The organism is Pseudomonas sp. PS02290 (genome assembly GCF_029960075.1).
In the GTDB taxonomy this organism is placed as follows: Bacteria; Pseudomonadota; Gammaproteobacteria; order Pseudomonadales; family Pseudomonadaceae; genus Aquipseudomonas.
This window is the reverse complement of record NZ_JASCOY010000044.1, coordinates 1-19,417: the sequence shown is the minus strand read 5'-3', so window position 1 is coordinate 19,417 and position 19,417 is coordinate 1. Positions and strand designations below refer to the sequence as shown.

Genomic DNA, 19,417 nt, shown 5'->3' with positions numbered 1-19,417 from the left:
GAGTTCCGCGGGAATGCGCGTCTGCTCCGTCGAGCGATGATGTCCCTGCTCATGACTTGACCCAAATTGTTGCAACGACATTAACCGGATCACGCCCGCCCGAGCCTGCAGACTTCCTGCGCTTCCATTCCCAGCGTCGTCGATTCGAATATTCTGGAAGCGGACCAGGCATTAGGGCCGGAGTGCATCGAACCCACGTTTGTGAGGAGGGCCAGCACGCAGTCGGTTTCTTCGAACCACCACGTGGTTGCGCTAAACCCAAGCACATTCCCGCCATGACCGATCACAGGCCCGTATGGCGTAGAAGCACGGAAAATACCCAGCCCCATCTGCCTGCCGGGCTGAGCGGGGAGCCAGGCAAAAAACTGCCGTTGCATCATCGGGCCCAGCAACCGCCCGGACTTCAAGGCCGCCATGAACGTCACGATGTCCGATGCCGAAGACACGATGCCGCCTGCAGCCCACTCGACCGACAACTGACTGGATGAAACGTCCAGCAAGCCTGGGCCGACGTAACGGCAGGAAGGCGCGACGCCGGCCGCTTTAAGAAAACATTCGGTGGCCCAATGGTAGCGTCTGGAAATGCCCGAGGCTGTGAGTCCTTCAGCGTCTTCAAGACCGGTCGAGGTCATCTTGAGCGGGCTGATAATGCGCTGTTTCAGCACATGTTCAAGGGGCTGAGAAGTCACTGCTTCAATGAGCAAGCCCAGTAATGTGTAGTTGGTGTTGGAGTAATGGAAACCTTCACCCGCTTCGAATACGGCGCCCACGCCACGGATGTAATCCAGTGGCTCAGAATGGGCCCAACGTTTGCCGGGCGTCATGTGCTCCCCTCTCCCGTCACGAATCCATCGGGCGTCATTTTCCCAACTCGCGATGCCGCTGTAGTGGGACAGCAACTGGCGAAGGGTTACGGTTGCGGCATTCGCAATGCCTTTCAGCATCGGCACTGGGAGGTACTGAGCCAAGGTGTGATCGAGACCGATACGCCCCTCCTCCACCAGTTGCAACGTGACTACCGCGACAAACACCTTGGTTATGCTGCCCACGCCGAAGGTGCAGCCGGGATGTGCCGGCATGTTCTGCTCAAGATCGACATACCCGGCAGCCCCTTCCCACATCACACCCCGACTGTCCCCGACGGCTAACGCAAGGCCAGGGACCCTGGCAGGCGCGAGGCGATCGATGAATGCTTGAAGATGCGAATGTGAAGTCATTGCCTGGGTCTTCTTGAGTCAGTTCCATCCGCAGCACCCGCGCCGTCGGTGGCATAGCCAAACTTTTTGTATCTTGCTGAACGTTGTCTACGCTGAAAAGCGATGAGGTCATGAGGACCTCGACGTTCGCTCAGGAGTATTACCATGCACAAGCTCGTTTCGTCTGCGCTCATCACTGCGCTGATAACTGCGTCCGTTGTTCCTTTGGCCCTCGCCGAAGACGAAATGGCAAAGGGGATTCGTCACGACAATCGTGAGCTGGACAAGGGCGTGGATCATGATGCCAAGGAAGCAGACAAAGGCGTCAAGCATGACGCCAACGAAGTGGATAAAGGCGTTAAACATGACGACGATGAGCGTCATAAAGCGGATAAGCATCTGGATAAGGAAGCCAAGAAGCATCTCTAAGTGCGCTAATTTCTGTTTATTAATGGCTGTTATTTGAAAGGAGTGGTCGATGCGTTTTCTTTCTTCATCTCTGCTTGCAGCACTTATCGTCACAGGACCTGCGTTTGCCAAGGATGATCACCATGAATGTGAAGCAGCACTCGACAAGCTGAAGGCAGCGACAGAGGCTGACTTCACCTCGTCAGGTCACCATGAGCATCAGCAAGCCAAAGCGGCCCATGAGTCGGGCGACTTCAAGAAATGCGCCGACCAGGCGAACAAGGCGTTGTCCCACATCAAGGAGAAGTAACTGCGCGCTCAGCGGCTATGGGAGCGGCTCGTCTTAAGAAGGCCCCACCGGATGAATACGTTGTTTCAGTGGGGCCGCCTTCAGCCGGGGGAGATCGATCTGGGCGAGGGGAATCACGGACTCGCACGGCGGGGGTGTTGGATCGCAACCCATGCGGCCATCGCCTACCCCCGCGCCAACAACCAGTCATCAATCATCCTCACCGCCCGCCCCACCTCAACCTGATCACTGCGAATATGCAGTTCCGGAAACACCGGCGGTTCATACGCCGAATCCACGCCGGTAAAGCCCGGAATCCCCCCAGCCCGGGCCCTGCGGTACAACCCCTTCGGATCCCGCGCTTCAGCCACCGCCAGTGGCACGTCCACAAACACCTCCACAAACCGCGCACTGCCAACAATCGAGCGGGCCAACTTCCGAGCCGAGCGGGTCGGCGAAATCAACGCCACCATCACCGTCAACCCCGCTTCAACCATCAACGCCGCGACTTCCGCCACCCGCCGCACATTTTCCTCACGATCCTCCGCAGAAAAACTCAAGTCGCGGCACAGACCGGTGCGCACGGAGTCGCCGTCCATAATGCAGGTCGTCAACCCGCGTGCGCGCAGCACCGGGTTGAGGCTGTCGACGATGGTGGATTTACCCGCCGCCGACAGGCCGGTCAACCAGATGACCCGGGGTCTGGCGACGCACGTGGCCGGAATGATCGGAGTGAACGGATACGGCACCAGGTTGTGGTGCTGCGTCAGGCCAGGGGTATGGCTGATCATGACAATGCTCCTCCTTGAGTCAGGGTCAGGCATGGGCCTGATGAATGATGAAGTCCACGTTCATGACGTCGTAGATCGGTTTGAAATCGCCGTACGCATGGGGCGCGCGGAAGCCGGCCGCGCGCAGTTCGTCCTGCAACTGGCGCGGACGAATCGGGCACACCCGCAGCCGATGCTGCGCCCCGTCGGCAAAGCGATAGACGAACTCGCACACCGACTCGTCCAGCTCGCCGAGGGTGACGCTGGCGGTGTCGCCGCAGTAGTAATAGCGCCCCGATGACCTGAAGCGGCCGGCGAGGATGGCTTCGAAATTGCGCTGATCGATCAGCAGCAGTCCACCGGGTTTGAGCATCTGCCGAAACCTTTTCAGCACGGCGATGCGAGCCTCGCGGTCGAACACGTGGCACAGCGAACTGCCGAGGCACAGCACCGCGTCGAACTTCCCCAGTACGCGGGCATCCAGCGCTTGCCAGTCGCAACGATGGACCGGCACGTCGACGCCCAGCCGATCGAAGTTGCGTCGGGCCCGCTGCACCATGGTCGGGCTCCCGTCAGAGGCGGTGACGTCGAAGCCGGCCTTGTGCAACTGCGCCGCATGAAAGCCGCTGCCCGTCGCGGCATCCAGCACACGCCAGCCCCCCGTCCGGCGCAGCAGATCATAAAAGAACGACCCCTCGCCGGCCGCGCGCTTGTCCCAGTCGATCAATTCATCCCAGCGCTCGACGAAGTCCACGGCGTATTGCCCGGCATAGTCGTGATCGGCGACGGCCAGTCGGTCAGCAGGCGAAAGCGCGATGACCGGCGGCATGGGCGGCGACTCCTGCGTGGTGACCGCTGTTGTGCTGAGCGCCCTCGGCATACGCCAGGTATTTGCTACCCAGTTCCTCCGCCCAGGCGGCGGCGTCGCAGACGCGCATCTCGGCCATAGCGAAATTCAGCTCACGCTGCATGACCTGCATCTGTGCCTCACCGAACACCGCCGTGCCGTCGGCGCGAATCAGTTTGATGCCGTCCAGCCGCTGCCCCGCTTCGTTGACCTTGATCGCCTCTTCCCGGGTCACGCCGTACGGCAGGTCGAGCAGCACCTTGCCCATGCCGACCTTGACCGGATAACCGCCGGGCAACCCCTGGGGGCCTGGACCGTGGACCCGCACCTCATGCTCGGCGTGGAGATTTTCCAGCACCGTCACGGCCGACATGGCGGTGAGATATTGCCCGTCGACGCCGCCCGATCGGCTGAATTCACGGGCAACGCAACCGAAGATAGCCTCCGCCGTGTGTTCGTCGGTGCGCTCTTCGCCATCAATCCAGTACGTCAGGTTGAAGCTGGCCTCGAGCCGTTGGGGCGGCAGGCCATGGCGGGGCACGCTGTGGCTGAAATAGTGGTGGCCAACGAGTTTGGCGCAGACCTGCGTTGGCAGGCAGCCGGACAGATGCGCTACGGCGCTGCGGGTGCCCGGAATCAGGTTGGCGATATTGCCGATGCCGATGTCCGGCGCCATGCCGACCTTGTAAAGAATCGGATTGACTGCATCAGGGAACGCCGCGTTGACCACCAGACTTTTCGGGCAGGACTGTTTGACGGCTCGCATCAGCGCGTAGGCCGGCGCCAGGTGCATCGGCAGCCAGGGCCCGAGCTGCGCCTGATCAAGAGCGGCAAAGCGTTCGGCCGGCAGTTGCGTGATCACCCGCCAGGATTGCAGCGAGGCACAGTTGAGAATGATGTCCGGCCGGATCTGTAACAGCGTTTCCGCATTGCGGCTGATGCACGATTCGCGCAGGTCCATCTGATAGCTGTGAATCTGGACCGTGACGTTCTGTTGCAGCGCGGCCAGTCGGATCAGATTGCACATCCGCGTGGCCTTTTCGAGATCGCGACTGGCGACGTGGAATTCAAATTGATTGCGCGGGGCCAGGATCTGCAGGATTTGCAGGCACAGGTTGCCGCCGCCAACGATGAGCAGTTTTTTGCGGTGCATGGTGTTCTCCCTGGAAAGACGTGAGGGACGGTGGTGTTCCCGATCACTAGCGCGGGTAAGCGCCGTTATCCACTGCGATGACTTTTCCGGTCAGGTGGCGGCTCTGTTCCGACAGCAGAAACAGAATGACGTCGGCCACGCCGTCTGGCTGGATGGGCTCCTTGATGATTTCCTGTCGCTCGTACTCCCTGCGGCGGGGATCGGGAATACGATCATGGATCGAGGTGTCGCGAATCAGCCCCGGGGACACGGTGTTCACCCTGATCCGGGGAGCGAAGTTCCAGGCGTTGGATTTGGTCAGGCCGATCACGCCCGCCTTGGTCGCGCCGTACCACGCATCCATGCTCCCGACCTCCCCTGCCACCGATGTGATGTTGACGATGCTGCGCGAGTAGCCCGCCGTCGACTCCCGCCGCGCGAAGTCCTTGGACAGGCACCCCAGCGACTTGAGGTTGACCGCCCAGATCTCGTCCACTTCCGAGTCGCTGTAGTCGTAGACACTTTTGCCGTGATAGATCCCGGCGTTGTTGACCAGGGCATACAGCGCCCGGTGTTTGTGAAGGTCGTACAGGTTGCCGATAAACGACTGATAGACGTGCGCCTGGGAGAAATCCGCCAGGTGGGTTTCGAGTCGGTGCAGCGGCAGGCTTGCCTGAAGCGACTGCAGGCCCAGCCGGTCAATGTCCGCTGCGATGACGTAATAGCCGGCTCTGACGCAGGCTATGGTGGTGGCCTTGCCGATGCCATTGGCGGCGCCGGTGATGACGATTTTTTTCATGGCTGTCCCTGCTCGGTGAACTGATTCATACGCTCGTAGAAAGGTCGATGCAGCTGGTAATACGTCATGAGGTGGGGATTGGCGTGCAGAGGACGCTCATCGAAATCAGCACTGACGGGCATGATCCTGGTGCTGTTCTCGGCCTCCTTGTGCCAGCTGCGCCAGGCCTTCCATTGCTCGGGGCACGTTGCACTCCAGCTCAATGCCTGGGGCATGAAATCCAGTTGCAGGTGGTCGCAAAGCCTGCGCACGGTGTGCTCCGGGTGGCTTGCCAGGTCCTCGGCGTTGATCACACAGGGGGTTTGGCCGGTCAGCCGCCTGACCTCGCGGAAGATTTCGTACAGCGCTTGATGACCGATCGCGTGCGCCGGCATCTGCGGGAAGATGGCGTGATGGGACAGAATCGCCCGGGCAGGATCGCGAATGATGAAGACGTTCTGTTGCTCCGTTAGAAACTCGGCATCGGCCTTCAACCGGTCGAGGCAGTGATAGGCCATGTCTTTATGAAAAACATGGGCGCGCTGGCGGGTGTTACGCAACAGGGCCTTGATCGACTCGTAGTCACGGGGCATCCCGCAGTTGAGGTCCCCATGGGGAATGGCTGATTGTTCGTCGAACGCCATGTGCGAAAACGGCTCGTGGAAAACCTCGAAATCACCGCGCTCGATGAACACCCTTTCCAGCACCGTCGATCGCGAGCGCGGATGGGCCCAGAGGCCAATCATCCGGTTCATGCCCGCCCCTCCACGGTCGTTGGACGACGCGCGATGCGAGGCGTGACACCTGGCGGATCCAGGGTGTCGTTGATGAAACCCCGCAGGCGCTGCACGCCCAGGCGTACGTCATTGCCTGCAGTCAGGAACGCCGGATGACGGGCGTATTCGTCCGGGGTGAGGCCGCGTTCAAAGTACGCCTGGTTGAAATAGGGAATGGCCAGGAGACGATCAAGGACTTTGCCGGGAATCGGCACCCACTCCGTCGCCGGGGTGATACCACGCCCGGCCTGCTCACGGCGCACGAGGAACTCGATGAGTTGGGGCGTCAGCGTGTACAGCGTGGTGTCGGCCCCGGTGCGCTGCAGGTGCCAACAATGCTCGCGCCCACGCGCATCGGTGTCGACCCTGATGCTGCACAACAACAGTTGCGCTGGTGTCTCGCGCCGTCGCATCAGGGCTTGCATCGCCTGATACACCGCCAGCTCGGCCCAGCGTTTATCCGTACGGCTGAGGTTGATACGACTGCCCCGCGCTTGCCGTTCGAATTCCGCTTCCGCACCCAGCCGACCGATCATGAAGCTGACCACGTAACGCGCCCGCTCCGTGCTCACGCCGTTGGCGAGCGCCCGCTGACGCCCGGCGTGAATGGCCTTGAGGCAGGCATCCAGCTGGGAGACGGTAAAGCAGAAGGTGTTGTTGATTGAGCAACCCCGCGCCACCAATTGTTCGATGGCGCGATAGCCTTGGGCGCTGCCCGGGATCTTGATCATGATGTTCGGCGCCAGCTCCGCCAGCGCAAGCCCGCGGACAACCAGCGCGTCCTGATTCATCCAGTGCCCGCCCTCGATTTGCGCCGATAGCCAGCCGTATCGGGCTCTTGAACGCTTGAACAGCGGCAGCAACGGTTGGGCGCTGTCGATGACCACTTGGTCGTAGAGCTGTCGCAGCCGAGCGTCTGCCGACATCGAAGGGGGCAGGGTGTAAAGAAAATGACGGTAATGAGCTGCATTGCTCATGACCGCCTGACTGATCAGCGTCGGGTTGGTGGTGGCCCCGCTGACGCCCGCATCCGAACTATCCGGTTCATCGGGCAATAATCCGGTAATAAAATTGTGCGTATCCGGATAAGCCCACAGCAACTTCTTCACGCAGCCTTTATATACAGTCGGCGACGAATCAAACCAGACTTGCGCATCGGAGTTATGACGTTTTAAAAGGTGAACGAAGCCTGAAACATCCATGAAGATGCCCTTCCCTTTTCGATAGATTCACGAACGTCGAGGCCCCGGTTGCATATGGGCAAAATGCCAGCTTTTTCAAGCTGATAGTCAGGGATCTGAGCCGTCGAGGCATTAAGATGGATCCAAGCGGACAACCTGTCAAACGGAATTCAACAGCATTTTAATGCCAAATCAGAATAAGTACCGGCTTCGTTTATTTCTAATATGAATATGAAGGGATATTTAAAATTATTCCACTATTTGAAGTTACTCAAACGAATGACATTAAAAATTAAGTACAGGAACAGGTTCAAAATAGTATCGAGCGGAAATAAGCAAAATGAATATCAGGCGCCATAATCTCTGAATTAATTAGTCATACCATTCAAGTTAGTTAGGCTTTCGGAAGGAGGAGTTAATGGGACGGGCAGGTTTCAAGGGCAAGTGGGTGAGGCCCCAGGCGCCGTTCGAATTGCACGTTCTCCTCGACGGCCGCCAGACGTTGGGTTATGAAAGCGCTGCGGCAGTGACTGCGCCGCGCCAGATCAAAAAAACAGACCAAGAGACCTGACCGTGAGCAAACCTTCCGATACCGAACGCTACAGCTACAAAGCCCGCTGGTTTCACTGGGTGATGGCGATCCTGATTGTGCTCGCCTACGCGCTGATCCTGAGCCGTACCCAACTGGCCCGTGGCAGTGACGCGCGAACCTTCGTCGTGCAAACGCATTTCTGGGTCGGCATCGTCGTGCTGGTCATGGCGTTTTTCCGCATCGCCGAGCGCCACCGCCATACGCCGCCGGGCATCACCCCGCCCCTGGAGGGCGTATTGCGTCTGGCGGCCACGTTGTCCCATTACGCGCTGTACGCTTTCCTGTTCGCGCAACCCCTGCTGGGTCTGTTCACCGTGCTGCTGGAACGCGGCGCTCTGCCCATCCCCCTGACCTCCCTGAGCATTCCAGCGCCGTTCGACATGTCCAAGGACACCGCCGAAACACTGGAGCATTACCACATCCTGCTGGGCACGATTTTTTACTACGTCATCGGCCTGCACGTGGTCGCGGCGATCTGGCACCACTTCGTGCGCAAGGACAACACTGTCAAACGCATGGTGTAAGCGCGACCTTTCATTCGTCAGCGCCTCTCGCTTCAGCCCTTTGCGTGGGCCTCGTCGAGCAGCTGGCGAATGACTTGCTCCTGGGTGTCGTAGGCGCCTTCGCCAAAGTGGGTGTAGCGGATCTGCCCCTCGGCGTCGATGAGGTAATGCGCAGGCCAGTACTGATTGTCGAAAGCGCGCCAGATGGCGTAGTCGTTGTCGATGGCGATCGGGTAATTCAGGCCCATCCTGGCGACATGCTTGCGCACGTTGTCGATGAGCCGTTCGTACGGGTATTCGGGCGTGTGCACGCCGATGACCACCAGGCCGTCCTTTTCGTACTTCTTCGCCCATTCGTTGACGTAAGGAACGCTGTGCTGGCAGTTGATGCAGTCAAAGGTCCAGAAGTCGACCAGCACAACCTTGCCGCGCAGGGATGCCTCACTCAGCGGCGGCGAGTTAAGCCACGCGGTAGCCCCGGACAACGAAGGCATCGCGCCCTGGCTGCTGACGTCCGGTGCCGCTGCAGCTTTGACGCTGGAGACGACGTAATCGATGACTTTGGGCACGCCGCTCAGCAGGCCCTTTTCCACCGCTGCTGCGCCCTCGGATGAGGTGCCGGCAAGCAGTTGATTCTGCGAGCCCGTGGCGAGGGTCACGGCCACCAGCAACGCAGCGAACCCAACGCCACGGCGCAGCCAGGCAGTGACCGGCAGCGACAGTTTCAGCCGCGCGAGCAACCCGCGTCCGGCGAAGATCAGCACCCCTAACGACACTGCGCTGCCAAGCCCGTACGCCAGCAGCAACAGGCTGGTCTGCGCACTGGGCCCTTGCAGCATGGCGCCAGTGAGGATGATGCCCAGAATCGGCCCGGCACACGGCGCCCACAGCAGGCCGGTGGCAACGCCGATCAGCAATGCAGCAAGCGGCCCGGACAAGCGCCGCGTGGCAGGGTCGAGCCGATTGCCGAGCGCCACCAGCGGCAGCATCAGCCAGTGACCCACGCGGGCGGAAAGCAGCGACAGGGCAAACAGCATCAGGATCACCAGCGCGATGTTGCGGCCGATACCGTTTGCCGCCACCACCCAGTCGCTGCTGACCACGGCCAGACTGGAGACCAGCGCAAACGTCAGCGTCAGCCCCAACAGGGTCATCAGTACCGAACCCGCCGTCCGATCGGCCCGGGCAAACAGAAAGGGTACGACTGGCAGGATGCAGGGGCTGAGCACCGTGACGATGCCGCCGAGAAAGGCGATCAGAAACATGGCCGGTCACCCACATCGCTGATGAGCGTGGCGGACAGAAAGGCGGTGGTGAGGTTTTTCCAGTTCATGGCGGGCTCCGGGCACTGGGCGCGTTGGTTGAAAGAGCGGCCGATGCGTGTTGCCTCGGAGCCGCCATTCAACGTCCGGGAGGTGTCGCCGGTGTGTCCGGGAAATCAGTGAATGAATCAGCACGTATCTGCCGTGGAGCGGGATACACGGCGATACAGGCGGGCCGATTCAGCGGCCGTTCACCGAATCCACCTTGCCATCCACGGGGTCCGGCGGCACGGCGCCGTCCTGGCTGGTGTCGATGCTGACCACCACCGACATCCCCGGGCGCAGGCGGTCGACGTCATGCTGATCGTCGTCGATGGTGATGCGCACCGGAATGCGCTGGGCGATCTTGACGAAGTTGCCGGTGGCGTTATCAGCAGGCAGCAAGCTGAACTCGGATCCCGCCGCCGGCGAGATGCGCTGCACCCGGCCGCGCATCTTCAGGTTTTCCAGCGCGTCGACGGTGAAGCTTACCGGCTGGCCCAGACGCACGTTCGCCATCTGGGTTTCTTTCATGTTGGCGATAATCCAGCGCGGGCGCGGCACCAGCGCCATCAACTGCGCACCGGAGTTGACGTACGCCCCCAGGCGCACCCCGATCTGCCCCAGCTGACCGTCCCGAGGCGCAGTGATGCGCGTGTTGGTCAGGTCAATGCGCGCCAGCTCGATGGCAGCTTCGGCATTCTTCACCGACGCTTCCAGCGAGCCGCGATTGACGATCACGGTTTGCAGGTCCTGACGGGAAATCTCCAGCGCCGCCTTGGCTTCGGCCAATGCTGCCTTTGCTTGTGCATCTGCCGCGCGGGTCACGTCGAATTCGCTTTTCGACACCGAGCCATCGGTCACCAGTGCCTGACCGCGGCGAAGGTCGGCAGCGGCCTTGTCACTCTGCGCCTGGGCATTCGCGATAGCGGCCTGACGTTGGGCAATGGTGGCCTCGGCGCTGCGCCGCTGTTGCAGATTATTGGCCAGCGCGGCCTGCTGAACGCCCAACTGCGCAATGCCCTGATCCAAGTGCTGCTGATAAATCCGGTCGTCGATGCGCACCAGCAGATCGCCCTGCTTGACCCACTGGAAATCCTGCACCGGCACTTCGTAGACGTAGCCGCTCAGTTGCGGGCCGATGATCGTGGTCTGCCCACGAATCAGGGCATTCTCGGTGCTTTCGATCGGGCTGCTGAACGGGGGCAGCTGCCACGCGTACAGCACGACCAGCACACCCGCCAGGGCAATGCCGCCGAACAGAATCGCCGACACCAGGCGTATGCGCGCCGAACGCGGTTGCGTGGTGGCCGGCATGACCGCCGGCGCGGGCGCTGCGGAAGTTGCCTGTGACGGGGCGGCGTTGGGCGCCGCATTGCCAGAAGAGCCGCCTGAAGCGCTGTTTGGAGGGGTGCCAGAAGGTTTGCCAGGTTCTGTCATGAAGGTTGAGCGCCAGAAGGTGTTAAGGGAGATGCCGAAGGTGTGGCCGGCGTAAACGGCGCGACCGGCTCGGTGGTGATCCACAGCCAGGTGGCGCGGCTGGTGATCCAGATCATGGTCAGCACCGCGATGACTGCGATCAGCATAAATACGTCGTTGTAGGCCAGGGTATTGGCCTCACGGGTGGCGGCGGTTGCCAGCGAGCGAATGCCCAGGCTGGTACGCGCGGCCGGGTCGGCGATGGCCGAAATATACGCACCGCTCGCGCTTTGCAGGCGCGATTGCACCTGAGCGTCGATCAGCGTGACGTGCTCGACAATGTGCGCCGAGTGGAATTTCTCGCGCCAGACCTGAAAGGTGCCCAGCAGCGCCGAGCCGATCAGGCTGCCGACGTTCTGGGTAATCCCGAACATCACCGAAAAACTGACCATGTTGCGCGGGTTGCTGATCACCCCGCTGATGCCCAGCACCAAGGTCGGACCGAGGAAGAAGGTGCCGCCGAACGCCAGCAAAAACTGGCTGAAATACATCTGCGGTTCACGGGTGAGGCTGGTGGAGAAGCTGTCCATGCTCGAACCGATCGCCATCAGCGCCAGGGAAATGATCAGCGGCTTGAACAGGTGCTGCGGATCAATCGTCAGCGCGCTGACCGCAAGGCCCGCGACGCTGCCCAACAGCATGAACAGGTACAGCGTGTGCAGCTGCTCGGTGCCCTGATTCATCCCCTGAAGAAAACCGACCGCGCCGGTGGATTGCTCCGACAGCACGATCCGCGTCAGCAGCACGCCGAAGGCGAAGCGGATCATCCGGCCACTGCCCAGCCAGCGGGTGATCAACAACGGTCGGGTGCGATTGTGCTCGATACACAGCCCGGCAAGGATCAGCACGATTGACGACGCCAGGGCGATGCCGATCCAGGGCTCTTCAAGCCACCATTCAATCCGCCCCAGCGACAACGCCGCACAGAGCGCAGCGAAGCCTGAAGCGAGCAAGGCGAAGGTCAGGAAGTCGAGTTTCTCGAAGGCTTTGAAGCGGTCACCGGGGGGCAGTTTCAGAATCAGTACGCAACCCAGGGACAGCAGGCACATGCCCAGTTCGAACAGGTAAAGCCCGCGCCACTCGGCAATCTGCAGCAGGTCTTCGGAAACCAGTCGCGCCAGCGGCGTGGCCAGCTGCGCGGTGCCGAGGCCCAGCACCAAGGCTTTCATGCGCCACTTCTGCGGGAAGGCCTGAATCATGTAGTACAGGCCCAGCGAACTCAGTGCCGCGCCGACCATGCCGTGGGCAGCGCGAACGGCGATGGCCGATTCGATGTCGTTGACGAACAGGTGCGCGAAGGTGACCAGCGCGTACAGCACCAGAAATACTTCGGTGAACGCGCGCAGACCAAACTGCTGGCGAAACTTCACCAGCAGCAGGTTCATCGACACATTGGTCATGACATACGCGGCGGGCAGCCAGGCGATCTCGGCCTGGGTGGCGCCCAGCGAGCCTTGCAGATATTGAAGGTTGGCGACCACCAGCGCGTTGCCCAGCCCGCCGGTCAACGCCACGATCACCCCGACGATGGCATAGGCCCAGCGCTTAGGCGTTGCGTGCAAGGGCGTCGACGGCGAGCCCGGCAACGTCGGTCGCTCGTGGGGAGCCCAGTCGTGGGGTCTGTACTTGTCGTTCATTGAGCGGACCTGATGAATGCCGTGCCGAGCCACTGAAAAGCGATGGGGCCAGCCGCTATGAAAGCGGCCGCCTGTGAAGGCTAGCTGATCATGCTCAGCTAATCATTCTCAGCTCCCGCGCCTGCTCCAGTGTGACATCCACCGCATGAATGCTCGCCTGCCGGTGCTTGAGCATCCCGCCGCTGCGGCCGTTGAACACCGCGTTGATCTCGGCGAGGATCGACAACGCCACGCTGTGGGGCGCGTCACCGCCCAGGTCCAGCCCGACCGGGTAATGCAGGCTGGCCTGCGCAGCGGCTTCACGGGCCTGATCCGGCAGCTCGTCGAGCAAACGTTCGGTGCGGCTGCGTGGTCCGAGCTGGCCAATGTAGCGCGGCGTCGATTGCAGCACCTGCCCCAGCCAGTGGCGGTCCTGGCTCAGGCTGTGGGTCATCACCACCACGGCAGCGTCGGCGACCATCGCGTGCAATTCGGGCATTGGCTGCAGCGGCGCCGACAGCACCTGATCGGCCTCCGGAAAACGCTGGGGACGGGCGAAATGCGAGCGCGCATCGATCACCGTGATGTGCCAGCCCTGCAGCCGCGCCATGCTGACCAAGGGCATCGCGTCATGCCCGGCACCGAAGATCACAAGCCGGCGCGGCGCTGCGATGTACTCCAACAGCACCTCAACGGCGCCGTCCGCGCTGTCGTAGGTACGGGTGGCGGAGCGGCGGGCAGCGAGCACCGTTTTCAGGTCCTCGGCCACCGCCGTCGCCAGCCAGCGCTCACGCATGTCGATTTGCACCTGCCCGGATGAACGAATCGCCACCCGCTCGCCCAGCGCCGTATGACGTTCGCTTTGTGTGCCGATCACCGTCGCCAGCGCAGCGCCAACACCGCTGGCCTTGACCTCACGCAACACGTCCGCCACCAGACTTGCCGCCTGGGGATCTATCCGTTCGAAGAGGATGTGCACCGTGCCGTTGCAACCGAGGCCAAAGCTGAGCTCGGCGTCTTCGAGTTCGTCGTCGTCCTCGCCGGTGCTGTACGTGCGCAGGGACGGCTTGCCATTGGCGGTCAGCCACCAGGCCTTTTTGCTGACGTCGCTTTCGAGACAGCCGCCGCTGACGGTACCGGTCGCCTCGCCCATCGGCGCGATAACCATCCGCGCACCCGGGCGTCGGTAAGCCGAACCCTCGACCTTGACCACCGTCGCGATCACCACTTCCTGCTGCCCGGTCTGCGCTTCATCAAGCGCCCCCAGCAGACTGGATAGATCATTCATGCGCGTCCCCAAAAACCGGTTCATTCATCTGGCGTGATTCATTTGTCACCTGACACATACCTTGAAAAGCCACTGCCATCTGTGACGCAAGTGCTGTTGTGCAGACTGTGAGTCGCCGCGCAGGTTCAGCTTTTGCCCGCGAAACACGTGTTGTGCGCAGTGCACTTGCAGCGAATGGCCAGCAGGTTACCGCAGACGGCGCGCAGATTGGCCATCGGTCACCGACTGCGCGAATCAGCCCGTGCCGGGACTACACTCGGTGCGTGCCGTTAAATCCATGCAAAACGCTGATGATCCAAGGCATCAACGTACTCGTGGGAAGTGGCCGTCCTTCATTTGGATATTTCGGTTGAACATTCCGCACAACGCACGCCTCAAACCCTGAATCGCCGTACCGCCTGGCTGCGTGGAATCACTCCACCGGGTCCACCGGGCATCGGCTACGCCGGAGAGCACCTGATGACGCGCCAATTACGCCAGCTTCGCGAAACATCCTCCACCCACACCCTGTGCCAGCGCTTTCAAAGCGTGCGCGACCGTACCGAACTTCTGGTCGAGCCCTTGAGCGCCGAGGACATGGTGGTGCAGTCGATGCCCGATGCCAGCCCGGCCAAATGGCACATGGCGCACACCACATGGTTCTTCGAAACCTTTCTGCTGGCGCCGAACCTGCCGGCCTACGAAGCGTTCGATCCGACGTTCGGCTACCTGTTCAACTCTTATTACGAAGCTGTCGGCCCGCGTCATCCGCGTCCGCAGCGCGGCCTGATGACCCGGCCGAGCGTCGATCAGGTCCTGGCCTATCGCAGGCACGTCGACGAAAACATGACGACGCTGCTGATGACGCCGCTCAGCGACGAGATGACCAGCCTGATCGAACTCGGCCTGGCCCACGAAGAGCAGCATCAGGAACTGCTGCTGATGGACATCCTTCATTTGTTCAGCCTGTCGTCGCTGAAACCGGCCTACAGCCCGCGCTGGCCGAAAGACCTGTCGGGCCGTCGCGGTCATTTCAAGCCGCTGAGCGCCGGCCTGACCGAAATCGGCCACGACGGTGACGGCTTTTCGTTCGACAACGAAGGCCCGCGCCACACCACCTATCTGCAGTCCTTCGAAATCAGCGACCGGCTGGTGACCAACGGCGAGTGGCTGAGCTTCATTGCCGACGGCGGCTATCACACCGCGGCCTTGTGGCTGTCCGAAGGCTGGACCCTGGTGCAGGAAAACGGCTGGAATTCGCCGATGTACTGGCAGCACGACGAGAACGGCTGGAAGCGCATGAGCCTGCGCGGCCTTGAGTCGATCGACCCTTCGGCACCGGTCACGCACATCAGTTACTACGAAGCCGCCGCGTTTGCGCTATGGGCCGATGCGCGCCTGCCCACCGAAGCCGAATGGGAAGCCGCCGCCCGCGCCGGTTTGCTGGAGCAAGTGGACGACGTCGCCTGGCAGTGGACGCAAAGTGCCTACAGCGCCTACCCCGGCTTCAAGCCCTCAGTGGGCGCAGTCGGTGAGTACAACGGCAAGTTCATGGTCAATCAGATGGTCCTGCGCGGCGGTGCCAGCGTCACGTCGCCCGATCATTGCCGCCTGACCTACCGCAACTTCTTCCACGCCGACAAACGCTGGATGGTGTCGGGCCTGCGCCTGGCCCGTGATAGCCGTCAACCCGGCGTGGTTGACCCGAACGACAGCGAATTCGCCCGCGACGTGGTGGCCGGTCTCGGCGCCCCGGAGAAAACACTGTCGCCCAAGTATTTCTATGACGCTGCGGGTTCCGACCTGTTCGAAGCCATCTGCGAAACGCCTGAGTACTACCCGACGCGCGCCGAAACCGGGTTGCTGAAACGCATCGCCGGCGAGATCGCTGCGACCATTCCGGCGGGCGCAGCACTGGTGGAATTTGGCAGTGGCGCCAGCGAGAAGACCCGTCTGGTGCTGGATGCCGCGCCGCACATCGCGGTGTACGTGCCGATCGACATCAGTGCGACAGCACTGAACAAGGCCGCGCGGTCATTGCGCCAGCGTTACCCGGCGCTGATCGTCGCGCCCCAAGTCGACGACTTCACCCGGGTGCTCACCCTGCCTGAAGAAGCCGACGGCCACACCCGCGTGGGTTTCTTTCCGGGTTCCACCATCGGCAACTTCAGCCACGAGCAGGCCGTTGATTTCCTCCACAGCGCCCACGATGTGCTGGGGGAAAACGCCCACTTCATCGTCGGTGTCGATCTGGTCAAGGATGAGCAGACGCTGGTGGCCGCGTACGACGACGCCGACGGCGTGACCGCGCAGTTCAACAAGAACCTGCTGACCCGCATCAATCGCGAGCTGCACGCCGACTTCGACGTGTCTGCCTTCGATCATCTGGCCGTGTGGAACGCCGAACAGGCCTGCATGGAAATGCACCTGGTCAGCCGCAAACAGCAAAGCGTCACGGTCGCCGGACACACCTTCCGCTTCGCTGCCGGGGAACGCCTGCACACCGAGAACTCCCACAAGTTCACGGTTGAATCGTTCACCGAACTGGCCGCGCGTGCGGGCTGGACCGTCAGCGAATGCTGGATCAGCGACGCGCCACAAACGGCGTTGTTCAGCTTGCAGGCGTGACAGGGGGCAACGGAAATCCTCCAACTTCCAGGATTTCCGAATGTGGCTCGGCTACCACAGATGGCGCAGCAGACGCGGACCCTGTGGGAGTGAGCTTGCTCACGAAGGCGGCATCTCAGGCGCTAAAGATATATCGGGTGTAAGGGCCTCTTCGCGAGCAAGCTCGCTCCCACAAGTCGGTGGTCAGCCAGCGATGGCGTTGTTCAGCTTGCAGGCGTGACAGCGCTGATGTGCTCATCCCTGCCGGAAACTTCATTGTCATTTGCAAAATGGCGCTGGTAGCATCCGTTAGCACCCTCACGGACCCCGGCGGTACAGCCGGGGATTGAGTACAACAATAATCAACAGGGAGTCAGCGATGACGGCTCAGGTCATACCTGCCGAATACGCGGCGCAGCAATCCGCCTGCGCGAGCGTTCTGTCCGACGTACGCAATCACATTGGTCACCTCACCCTCAACCGCCCCCAGGGCCTCAATGCCATCGACCTGCACATGGTCCGGCAGCTGCAGTACCAGCTCGACGCCTGGGCAAAGGATGACAACGTTTACGCCGTGGTCCTGCGCGGTGCCGGCGAAAAGGCCTTCTGCGCCGGCGGCGACATCCGCTCGCTGTACGACAGCTTTCAGGCCGGTCGGACCGAGCACCTGGATTTCTTCGTCGAAGAATACGCGCTGGACCTCACCCTTCATCATTACCGCAAACCCGTCGTCGCCTTGATGGACGGCTTTGTGCTCGGCGGTGGAATGGGCCTGGCCCAGGGCGCGGACCTTCGCGTGGTCACTGAGCGCAGTCGTCTGGCGATGCCGGAAGTCGCGATCGGTTATTTCCCTGACGTGGGCGGCAGCTACTTTCTGCCCCGTGTGCCCGGCGAGTTGGGGATTTATCTGGGCGTTACGGGCGTGCAGATCCAGGCCGCCGATGCGCTGTATTGCGGGATGGCGGACTGGTACCTCAACAGCGAACGCCTCAATGACCTCGATCTGCAGCTCAATAACCTGAAGTGGAGCCTGGCCCCGCTCAAGGATTTGCAGGGCGCGCTGGCGAAACTCGGCGTGCAGCACTTGCCTGCGCCGCCGCTGGCAAAACTGCGCCCGGCCATCGATCATTTCTTCGGCCTGCCGGACGTCCCGAGCATCATCGAACAATTGCTAGAAGTCAGCGTCTACGACACCCATGCCTGGGCCCTCGACACGGCGCATCTGATGCAAACCCGTTCACCGCTGGCGATGGCGGTCACTCTGGAGCTGCTGCGCCGCGGCCGGCATCTGCCGCTGGAGCGTTGTTTCGCCCTGGAGCTGCATCTGGACCGCCAGTGGTTTGAACGGGGTGACTTGATCGAAGGCGTTCGTGCCTTGATCGTCGACAAAGACAAGAAACCGCACTGGAGCCCTTCCAGCGTGCAGGCATTGGATGCCGAGCACGTGGCAAGCTTCTTCAGCGGTCATGAGGGGTGACCTATGCAAGATCTTGAACTGACCGAAGAGCAAGTGATGATCCGCGACATGGCGCGGGACTTCGCGCGCAATGAAATCGCGCCCCATGCTCAGGCCTGGGAACAAGCCGGCTGGATCGACGACGCGCTGGTGGCGAAGATGGGCGAACTGGGCCTGCTCGGGATGGTCGTCCCGGACGAATGGGGCGGCAGCTACATCGACTACGTCGCCTACGCGCTGGCGGTCGAAGAAATTTCCGCCGCCGACGGCGCCACCGGTACGCTGATGAGCGTGCACAGTTCAGTGGGCTGCGGGCCGGTGCTCAACTACGGCAGCGACGGGCACAAACAACAGTGGCTGGAAAAGCTCGCCAGCGGCCAGGCCATCGGCTGCTTCTGCCTGACCGAACCCCAGGCCGGCTCCGAAGCCCACAACCTGCGCACCCGTGCCGAATTGAAAGACGGCGAATGGGTGCTCAACGGCGCCAAGCAGTTCGTCAGCAACGGCAAGCGCGCGCAGCTGGCAATTGTCTTCGCCGTCACCGACCCGGACCTGGGCAAGCGCGGCCTGTCAGCGTTTCTGGTGCCCACCGACAACCCCGGTTATCGCGTCGACCGTATGGAACACAAGATGGGCATCCGCGCCTCCGACACCTGCGCCGTGACCCTGAGCGATTGCCGGATTCCGGCGGAAAACCTGTTGGGTGAACGGGGCAAAGGACTGTCCATCGCCCTTTCAAACCTGGAAGGCGGACGCATCGGCATCGCTGCCCAGGCCCTGGGCATCGCTCGCGCGGCATTCGAAGCGGCACTGGGTTACGCCCGTGACCGCGTGCAGTTCGACAAGCCGATCATCGAGCACCAGAGCATCGCCAATCTGCTGGCCGACATGCACACCCGCATCAATGCTTCTCGCCTCTTGGTCCTGCACGCCGCGCGGTTGAGAACGGCCGGCAAACCCTGTCTGTCCGAAGCGTCCCAGGCCAAGCTGTTCGCCTCGGAAATGGCCGAGTGGGTCTGCTCCAAAGCGATACAAATCCACGGCGGCTATGGCTATCTGGAGGATTATCCGGTGGAGAAATACTACCGGGACGCGCGGATTACCCAGATCTACGAAGGCTCCAGCGAAATCCAGCGTTTGCTGATCGCCCGCGAGCTGCGCCACTACGCGCTGTAAGGGTCACGCCCCCTCCCCCCAGAGACGCCGAGCCCCTCAGGGC

The 19,417-nt window shown here is 61.7% G+C and carries 18 protein-coding genes; 7 read left to right on the top strand and 11 right to left on the bottom strand.

The annotated features are described in order from the left end of the window. Positions 1 to 89 precede the first annotated feature (89 nt). Positions 90 to 1,217 carry a serine hydrolase domain-containing protein gene (locus QMX88_RS18225; protein WP_282371719.1) on the bottom strand — a complete coding sequence of 376 codons (1,128 nt, stop codon included), beginning with the start codon at positions 1,215 to 1,217 and terminating at the stop codon, positions 90 to 92. A gap of 144 nt (positions 1,218 to 1,361) precedes the next feature. Between QMX88_RS18225 and QMX88_RS18220 the strand changes: the two genes are divergently transcribed. Together QMX88_RS18220 and QMX88_RS18215 are read left to right on the top strand one after the other, a co-directional pair. Continuing rightward, positions 1,362 to 1,625, top strand: a complete 264-nt coding sequence (locus QMX88_RS18220) for a hypothetical protein (protein WP_192174076.1) — start codon at positions 1,362 to 1,364, stop codon at positions 1,623 to 1,625. 49 nt (positions 1,626 to 1,674) lie between these two features. Continuing rightward, a complete protein-coding gene (locus QMX88_RS18215) occupies positions 1,675 to 1,914 on the top strand; it encodes a hypothetical protein (RefSeq protein WP_282371718.1) in 240 nt (79 codons plus the stop codon). Between the two features lie 164 nt (positions 1,915 to 2,078). On the opposite strand, the gene cysC is transcribed toward QMX88_RS18215, so the two are convergent. Genes cysC through QMX88_RS18185 form a run of 6 tightly spaced genes read right to left on the bottom strand, consistent with a single transcriptional unit; the run spans position 2,079 to position 7,398 of the window. Continuing rightward, a complete protein-coding gene (gene cysC, locus QMX88_RS18210) occupies positions 2,079 to 2,681 on the bottom strand; it encodes an adenylyl-sulfate kinase (protein WP_442969473.1) in 603 nt (200 codons plus the stop codon). Positions 2,682 to 2,709: 28 nt separating this feature from the next. Continuing rightward, positions 2,710 to 3,492 carry a class I SAM-dependent methyltransferase gene (locus QMX88_RS18205; RefSeq protein WP_282371716.1) on the bottom strand — a complete coding sequence of 261 codons (783 nt, stop codon included), beginning with the start codon at positions 3,490 to 3,492 and terminating at the stop codon, positions 2,710 to 2,712. Beyond that, a complete protein-coding gene (locus QMX88_RS18200) occupies positions 3,461 to 4,663 on the bottom strand; it encodes a hypothetical protein (protein ID WP_282371715.1) in 1,203 nt (400 codons plus the stop codon). Before QMX88_RS18200 ends, QMX88_RS18205 begins: the two co-directional genes overlap by 32 nt. 46 nt (positions 4,664 to 4,709) lie before the next feature. Beyond that, complete coding sequence (locus tag QMX88_RS18195) at positions 4,710 to 5,441, bottom strand: SDR family NAD(P)-dependent oxidoreductase (RefSeq protein WP_282371714.1); 732 nt, start codon at positions 5,439 to 5,441, stop codon at positions 4,710 to 4,712. After that, positions 5,438 to 6,175 (bottom strand): sulfotransferase family protein, encoded by a 738-nt coding sequence (locus QMX88_RS18190; protein ID WP_282371713.1) that lies wholly within the window; start codon positions 6,173 to 6,175, stop codon positions 5,438 to 5,440. Before QMX88_RS18190 ends, QMX88_RS18195 begins: the two co-directional genes overlap by 4 nt. Further along, positions 6,172 to 7,398, bottom strand: coding sequence for a transaldolase family protein (locus QMX88_RS18185; RefSeq protein WP_282371712.1), 1,227 nt, complete (start codon positions 7,396 to 7,398; stop codon positions 6,172 to 6,174). Before QMX88_RS18185 ends, QMX88_RS18190 begins: the two co-directional genes overlap by 4 nt. A gap of 397 nt (positions 7,399 to 7,795) precedes the next feature. On the opposite strand from QMX88_RS18185, the gene QMX88_RS18180 reads away from it, so the two are divergent. Further along, positions 7,796 to 7,948, top strand: coding sequence for a hypothetical protein (locus tag QMX88_RS18180; protein ID WP_192174084.1), 153 nt, complete (start codon positions 7,796 to 7,798; stop codon positions 7,946 to 7,948). 2 nt (positions 7,949 to 7,950) lie between these two features. Further along, a complete protein-coding gene (locus tag QMX88_RS18175; protein ID WP_192174085.1) occupies positions 7,951 to 8,493 on the top strand; it encodes a cytochrome b in 543 nt (180 codons plus the stop codon). A gap of 32 nt (positions 8,494 to 8,525) precedes the next feature. Here QMX88_RS18175 and QMX88_RS18170 read toward each other — a convergent pair whose 3' ends face one another. The 4 genes from QMX88_RS18170 to QMX88_RS18155 form a co-directional block, all read right to left on the bottom strand. Then, positions 8,526 to 9,737, bottom strand: coding sequence for a cytochrome c biogenesis protein DipZ (locus QMX88_RS18170; protein ID WP_282371711.1), 1,212 nt, complete (start codon positions 9,735 to 9,737; stop codon positions 8,526 to 8,528). Positions 9,738 to 9,974: 237 nt separating this feature from the next. After that, positions 9,975 to 11,090: an HlyD family secretion protein gene (locus tag QMX88_RS18165; RefSeq protein ID WP_244656017.1), complete on the bottom strand. Its 1,116-nt coding sequence runs from the start codon at positions 11,088 to 11,090 to the stop codon at positions 9,975 to 9,977. Positions 11,091 to 11,209: 119 nt separating this feature from the next. Continuing rightward, a complete protein-coding gene (locus tag QMX88_RS18160; RefSeq protein ID WP_282371710.1) occupies positions 11,210 to 12,889 on the bottom strand; it encodes an MFS transporter in 1,680 nt (559 codons plus the stop codon). A 94-nt stretch (positions 12,890 to 12,983) separates the two neighbouring features. Further along, positions 12,984 to 14,156: an XdhC family protein gene (locus tag QMX88_RS18155; RefSeq protein ID WP_282371709.1), complete on the bottom strand. Its 1,173-nt coding sequence runs from the start codon at positions 14,154 to 14,156 to the stop codon at positions 12,984 to 12,986. A gap of 459 nt (positions 14,157 to 14,615) precedes the next feature. Here QMX88_RS18155 and egtB point away from each other — a divergent pair, with 459 nt between their 5' ends. The 3 genes from egtB (at position 14,616) to QMX88_RS18140 (ending at position 19,374) form a co-directional block, all read left to right on the top strand. After that, a complete protein-coding gene (gene egtB, locus QMX88_RS18150; protein ID WP_282371708.1) occupies positions 14,616 to 16,763 on the top strand; it encodes an ergothioneine biosynthesis protein EgtB in 2,148 nt (715 codons plus the stop codon). Between the two features lie 358 nt (positions 16,764 to 17,121). Continuing rightward, on the top strand, positions 17,122 to 18,219 hold the full coding sequence (locus QMX88_RS18145; RefSeq protein WP_282371707.1) for an enoyl-CoA hydratase/isomerase family protein: 1,098 nt from the start codon (positions 17,122 to 17,124) through the stop codon (positions 18,217 to 18,219). Positions 18,220 to 18,222: 3 nt separating this feature from the next. Further along, positions 18,223 to 19,374, top strand: a complete 1,152-nt coding sequence (locus QMX88_RS18140) for an acyl-CoA dehydrogenase family protein (protein ID WP_282371706.1) — start codon at positions 18,223 to 18,225, stop codon at positions 19,372 to 19,374. The last annotated feature ends 43 nt before the right edge of the window (positions 19,375 to 19,417 follow it).

Coding starts and splice junctions, on each gene's coding strand:
- QMX88_RS18225 (WP_282371719.1), bottom strand. CDS start 1,217: ATGACTTCACATTCGCATCTTCAAGCATTCATCGATCGCCTCGCGCCT.
- QMX88_RS18220 (WP_192174076.1), top strand. CDS start 1,362: ATGCACAAGCTCGTTTCGTCTGCGCTCATCACTGCGCTGATAACTGCG.
- QMX88_RS18215 (WP_282371718.1), top strand. CDS start 1,675: ATGCGTTTTCTTTCTTCATCTCTGCTTGCAGCACTTATCGTCACAGGA.
- QMX88_RS18205 (WP_282371716.1), bottom strand. CDS start 3,492: ATGCCGCCGGTCATCGCGCTTTCGCCTGCTGACCGACTGGCCGTCGCC.
- QMX88_RS18200 (WP_282371715.1), bottom strand. CDS start 4,663: ATGCACCGCAAAAAACTGCTCATCGTTGGCGGCGGCAACCTGTGCCTG.
- QMX88_RS18195 (WP_282371714.1), bottom strand. CDS start 5,441: ATGAAAAAAATCGTCATCACCGGCGCCGCCAATGGCATCGGCAAGGCC.
- QMX88_RS18190 (WP_282371713.1), bottom strand. CDS start 6,175: ATGAACCGGATGATTGGCCTCTGGGCCCATCCGCGCTCGCGATCGACG.
- QMX88_RS18185 (WP_282371712.1), bottom strand. CDS start 7,398: ATGGATGTTTCAGGCTTCGTTCACCTTTTAAAACGTCATAACTCCGAT.
- QMX88_RS18180 (WP_192174084.1), top strand. CDS start 7,796: ATGGGACGGGCAGGTTTCAAGGGCAAGTGGGTGAGGCCCCAGGCGCCG.
- QMX88_RS18170 (WP_282371711.1), bottom strand. CDS start 9,737: ATGTTTCTGATCGCCTTTCTCGGCGGCATCGTCACGGTGCTCAGCCCC.
- QMX88_RS18165 (WP_244656017.1), bottom strand. CDS start 11,090: ATGCCGGCCACCACGCAACCGCGTTCGGCGCGCATACGCCTGGTGTCG.
- QMX88_RS18160 (WP_282371710.1), bottom strand. CDS start 12,889: ATGAACGACAAGTACAGACCCCACGACTGGGCTCCCCACGAGCGACCG.
- QMX88_RS18155 (WP_282371709.1), bottom strand. CDS start 14,156: ATGAATGATCTATCCAGTCTGCTGGGGGCGCTTGATGAAGCGCAGACC.
- egtB (WP_282371708.1), top strand. CDS start 14,616: ATGACGCGCCAATTACGCCAGCTTCGCGAAACATCCTCCACCCACACC.
- QMX88_RS18145 (WP_282371707.1), top strand. CDS start 17,122: ATGACGGCTCAGGTCATACCTGCCGAATACGCGGCGCAGCAATCCGCC.
- QMX88_RS18140 (WP_282371706.1), top strand. CDS start 18,223: ATGCAAGATCTTGAACTGACCGAAGAGCAAGTGATGATCCGCGACATG.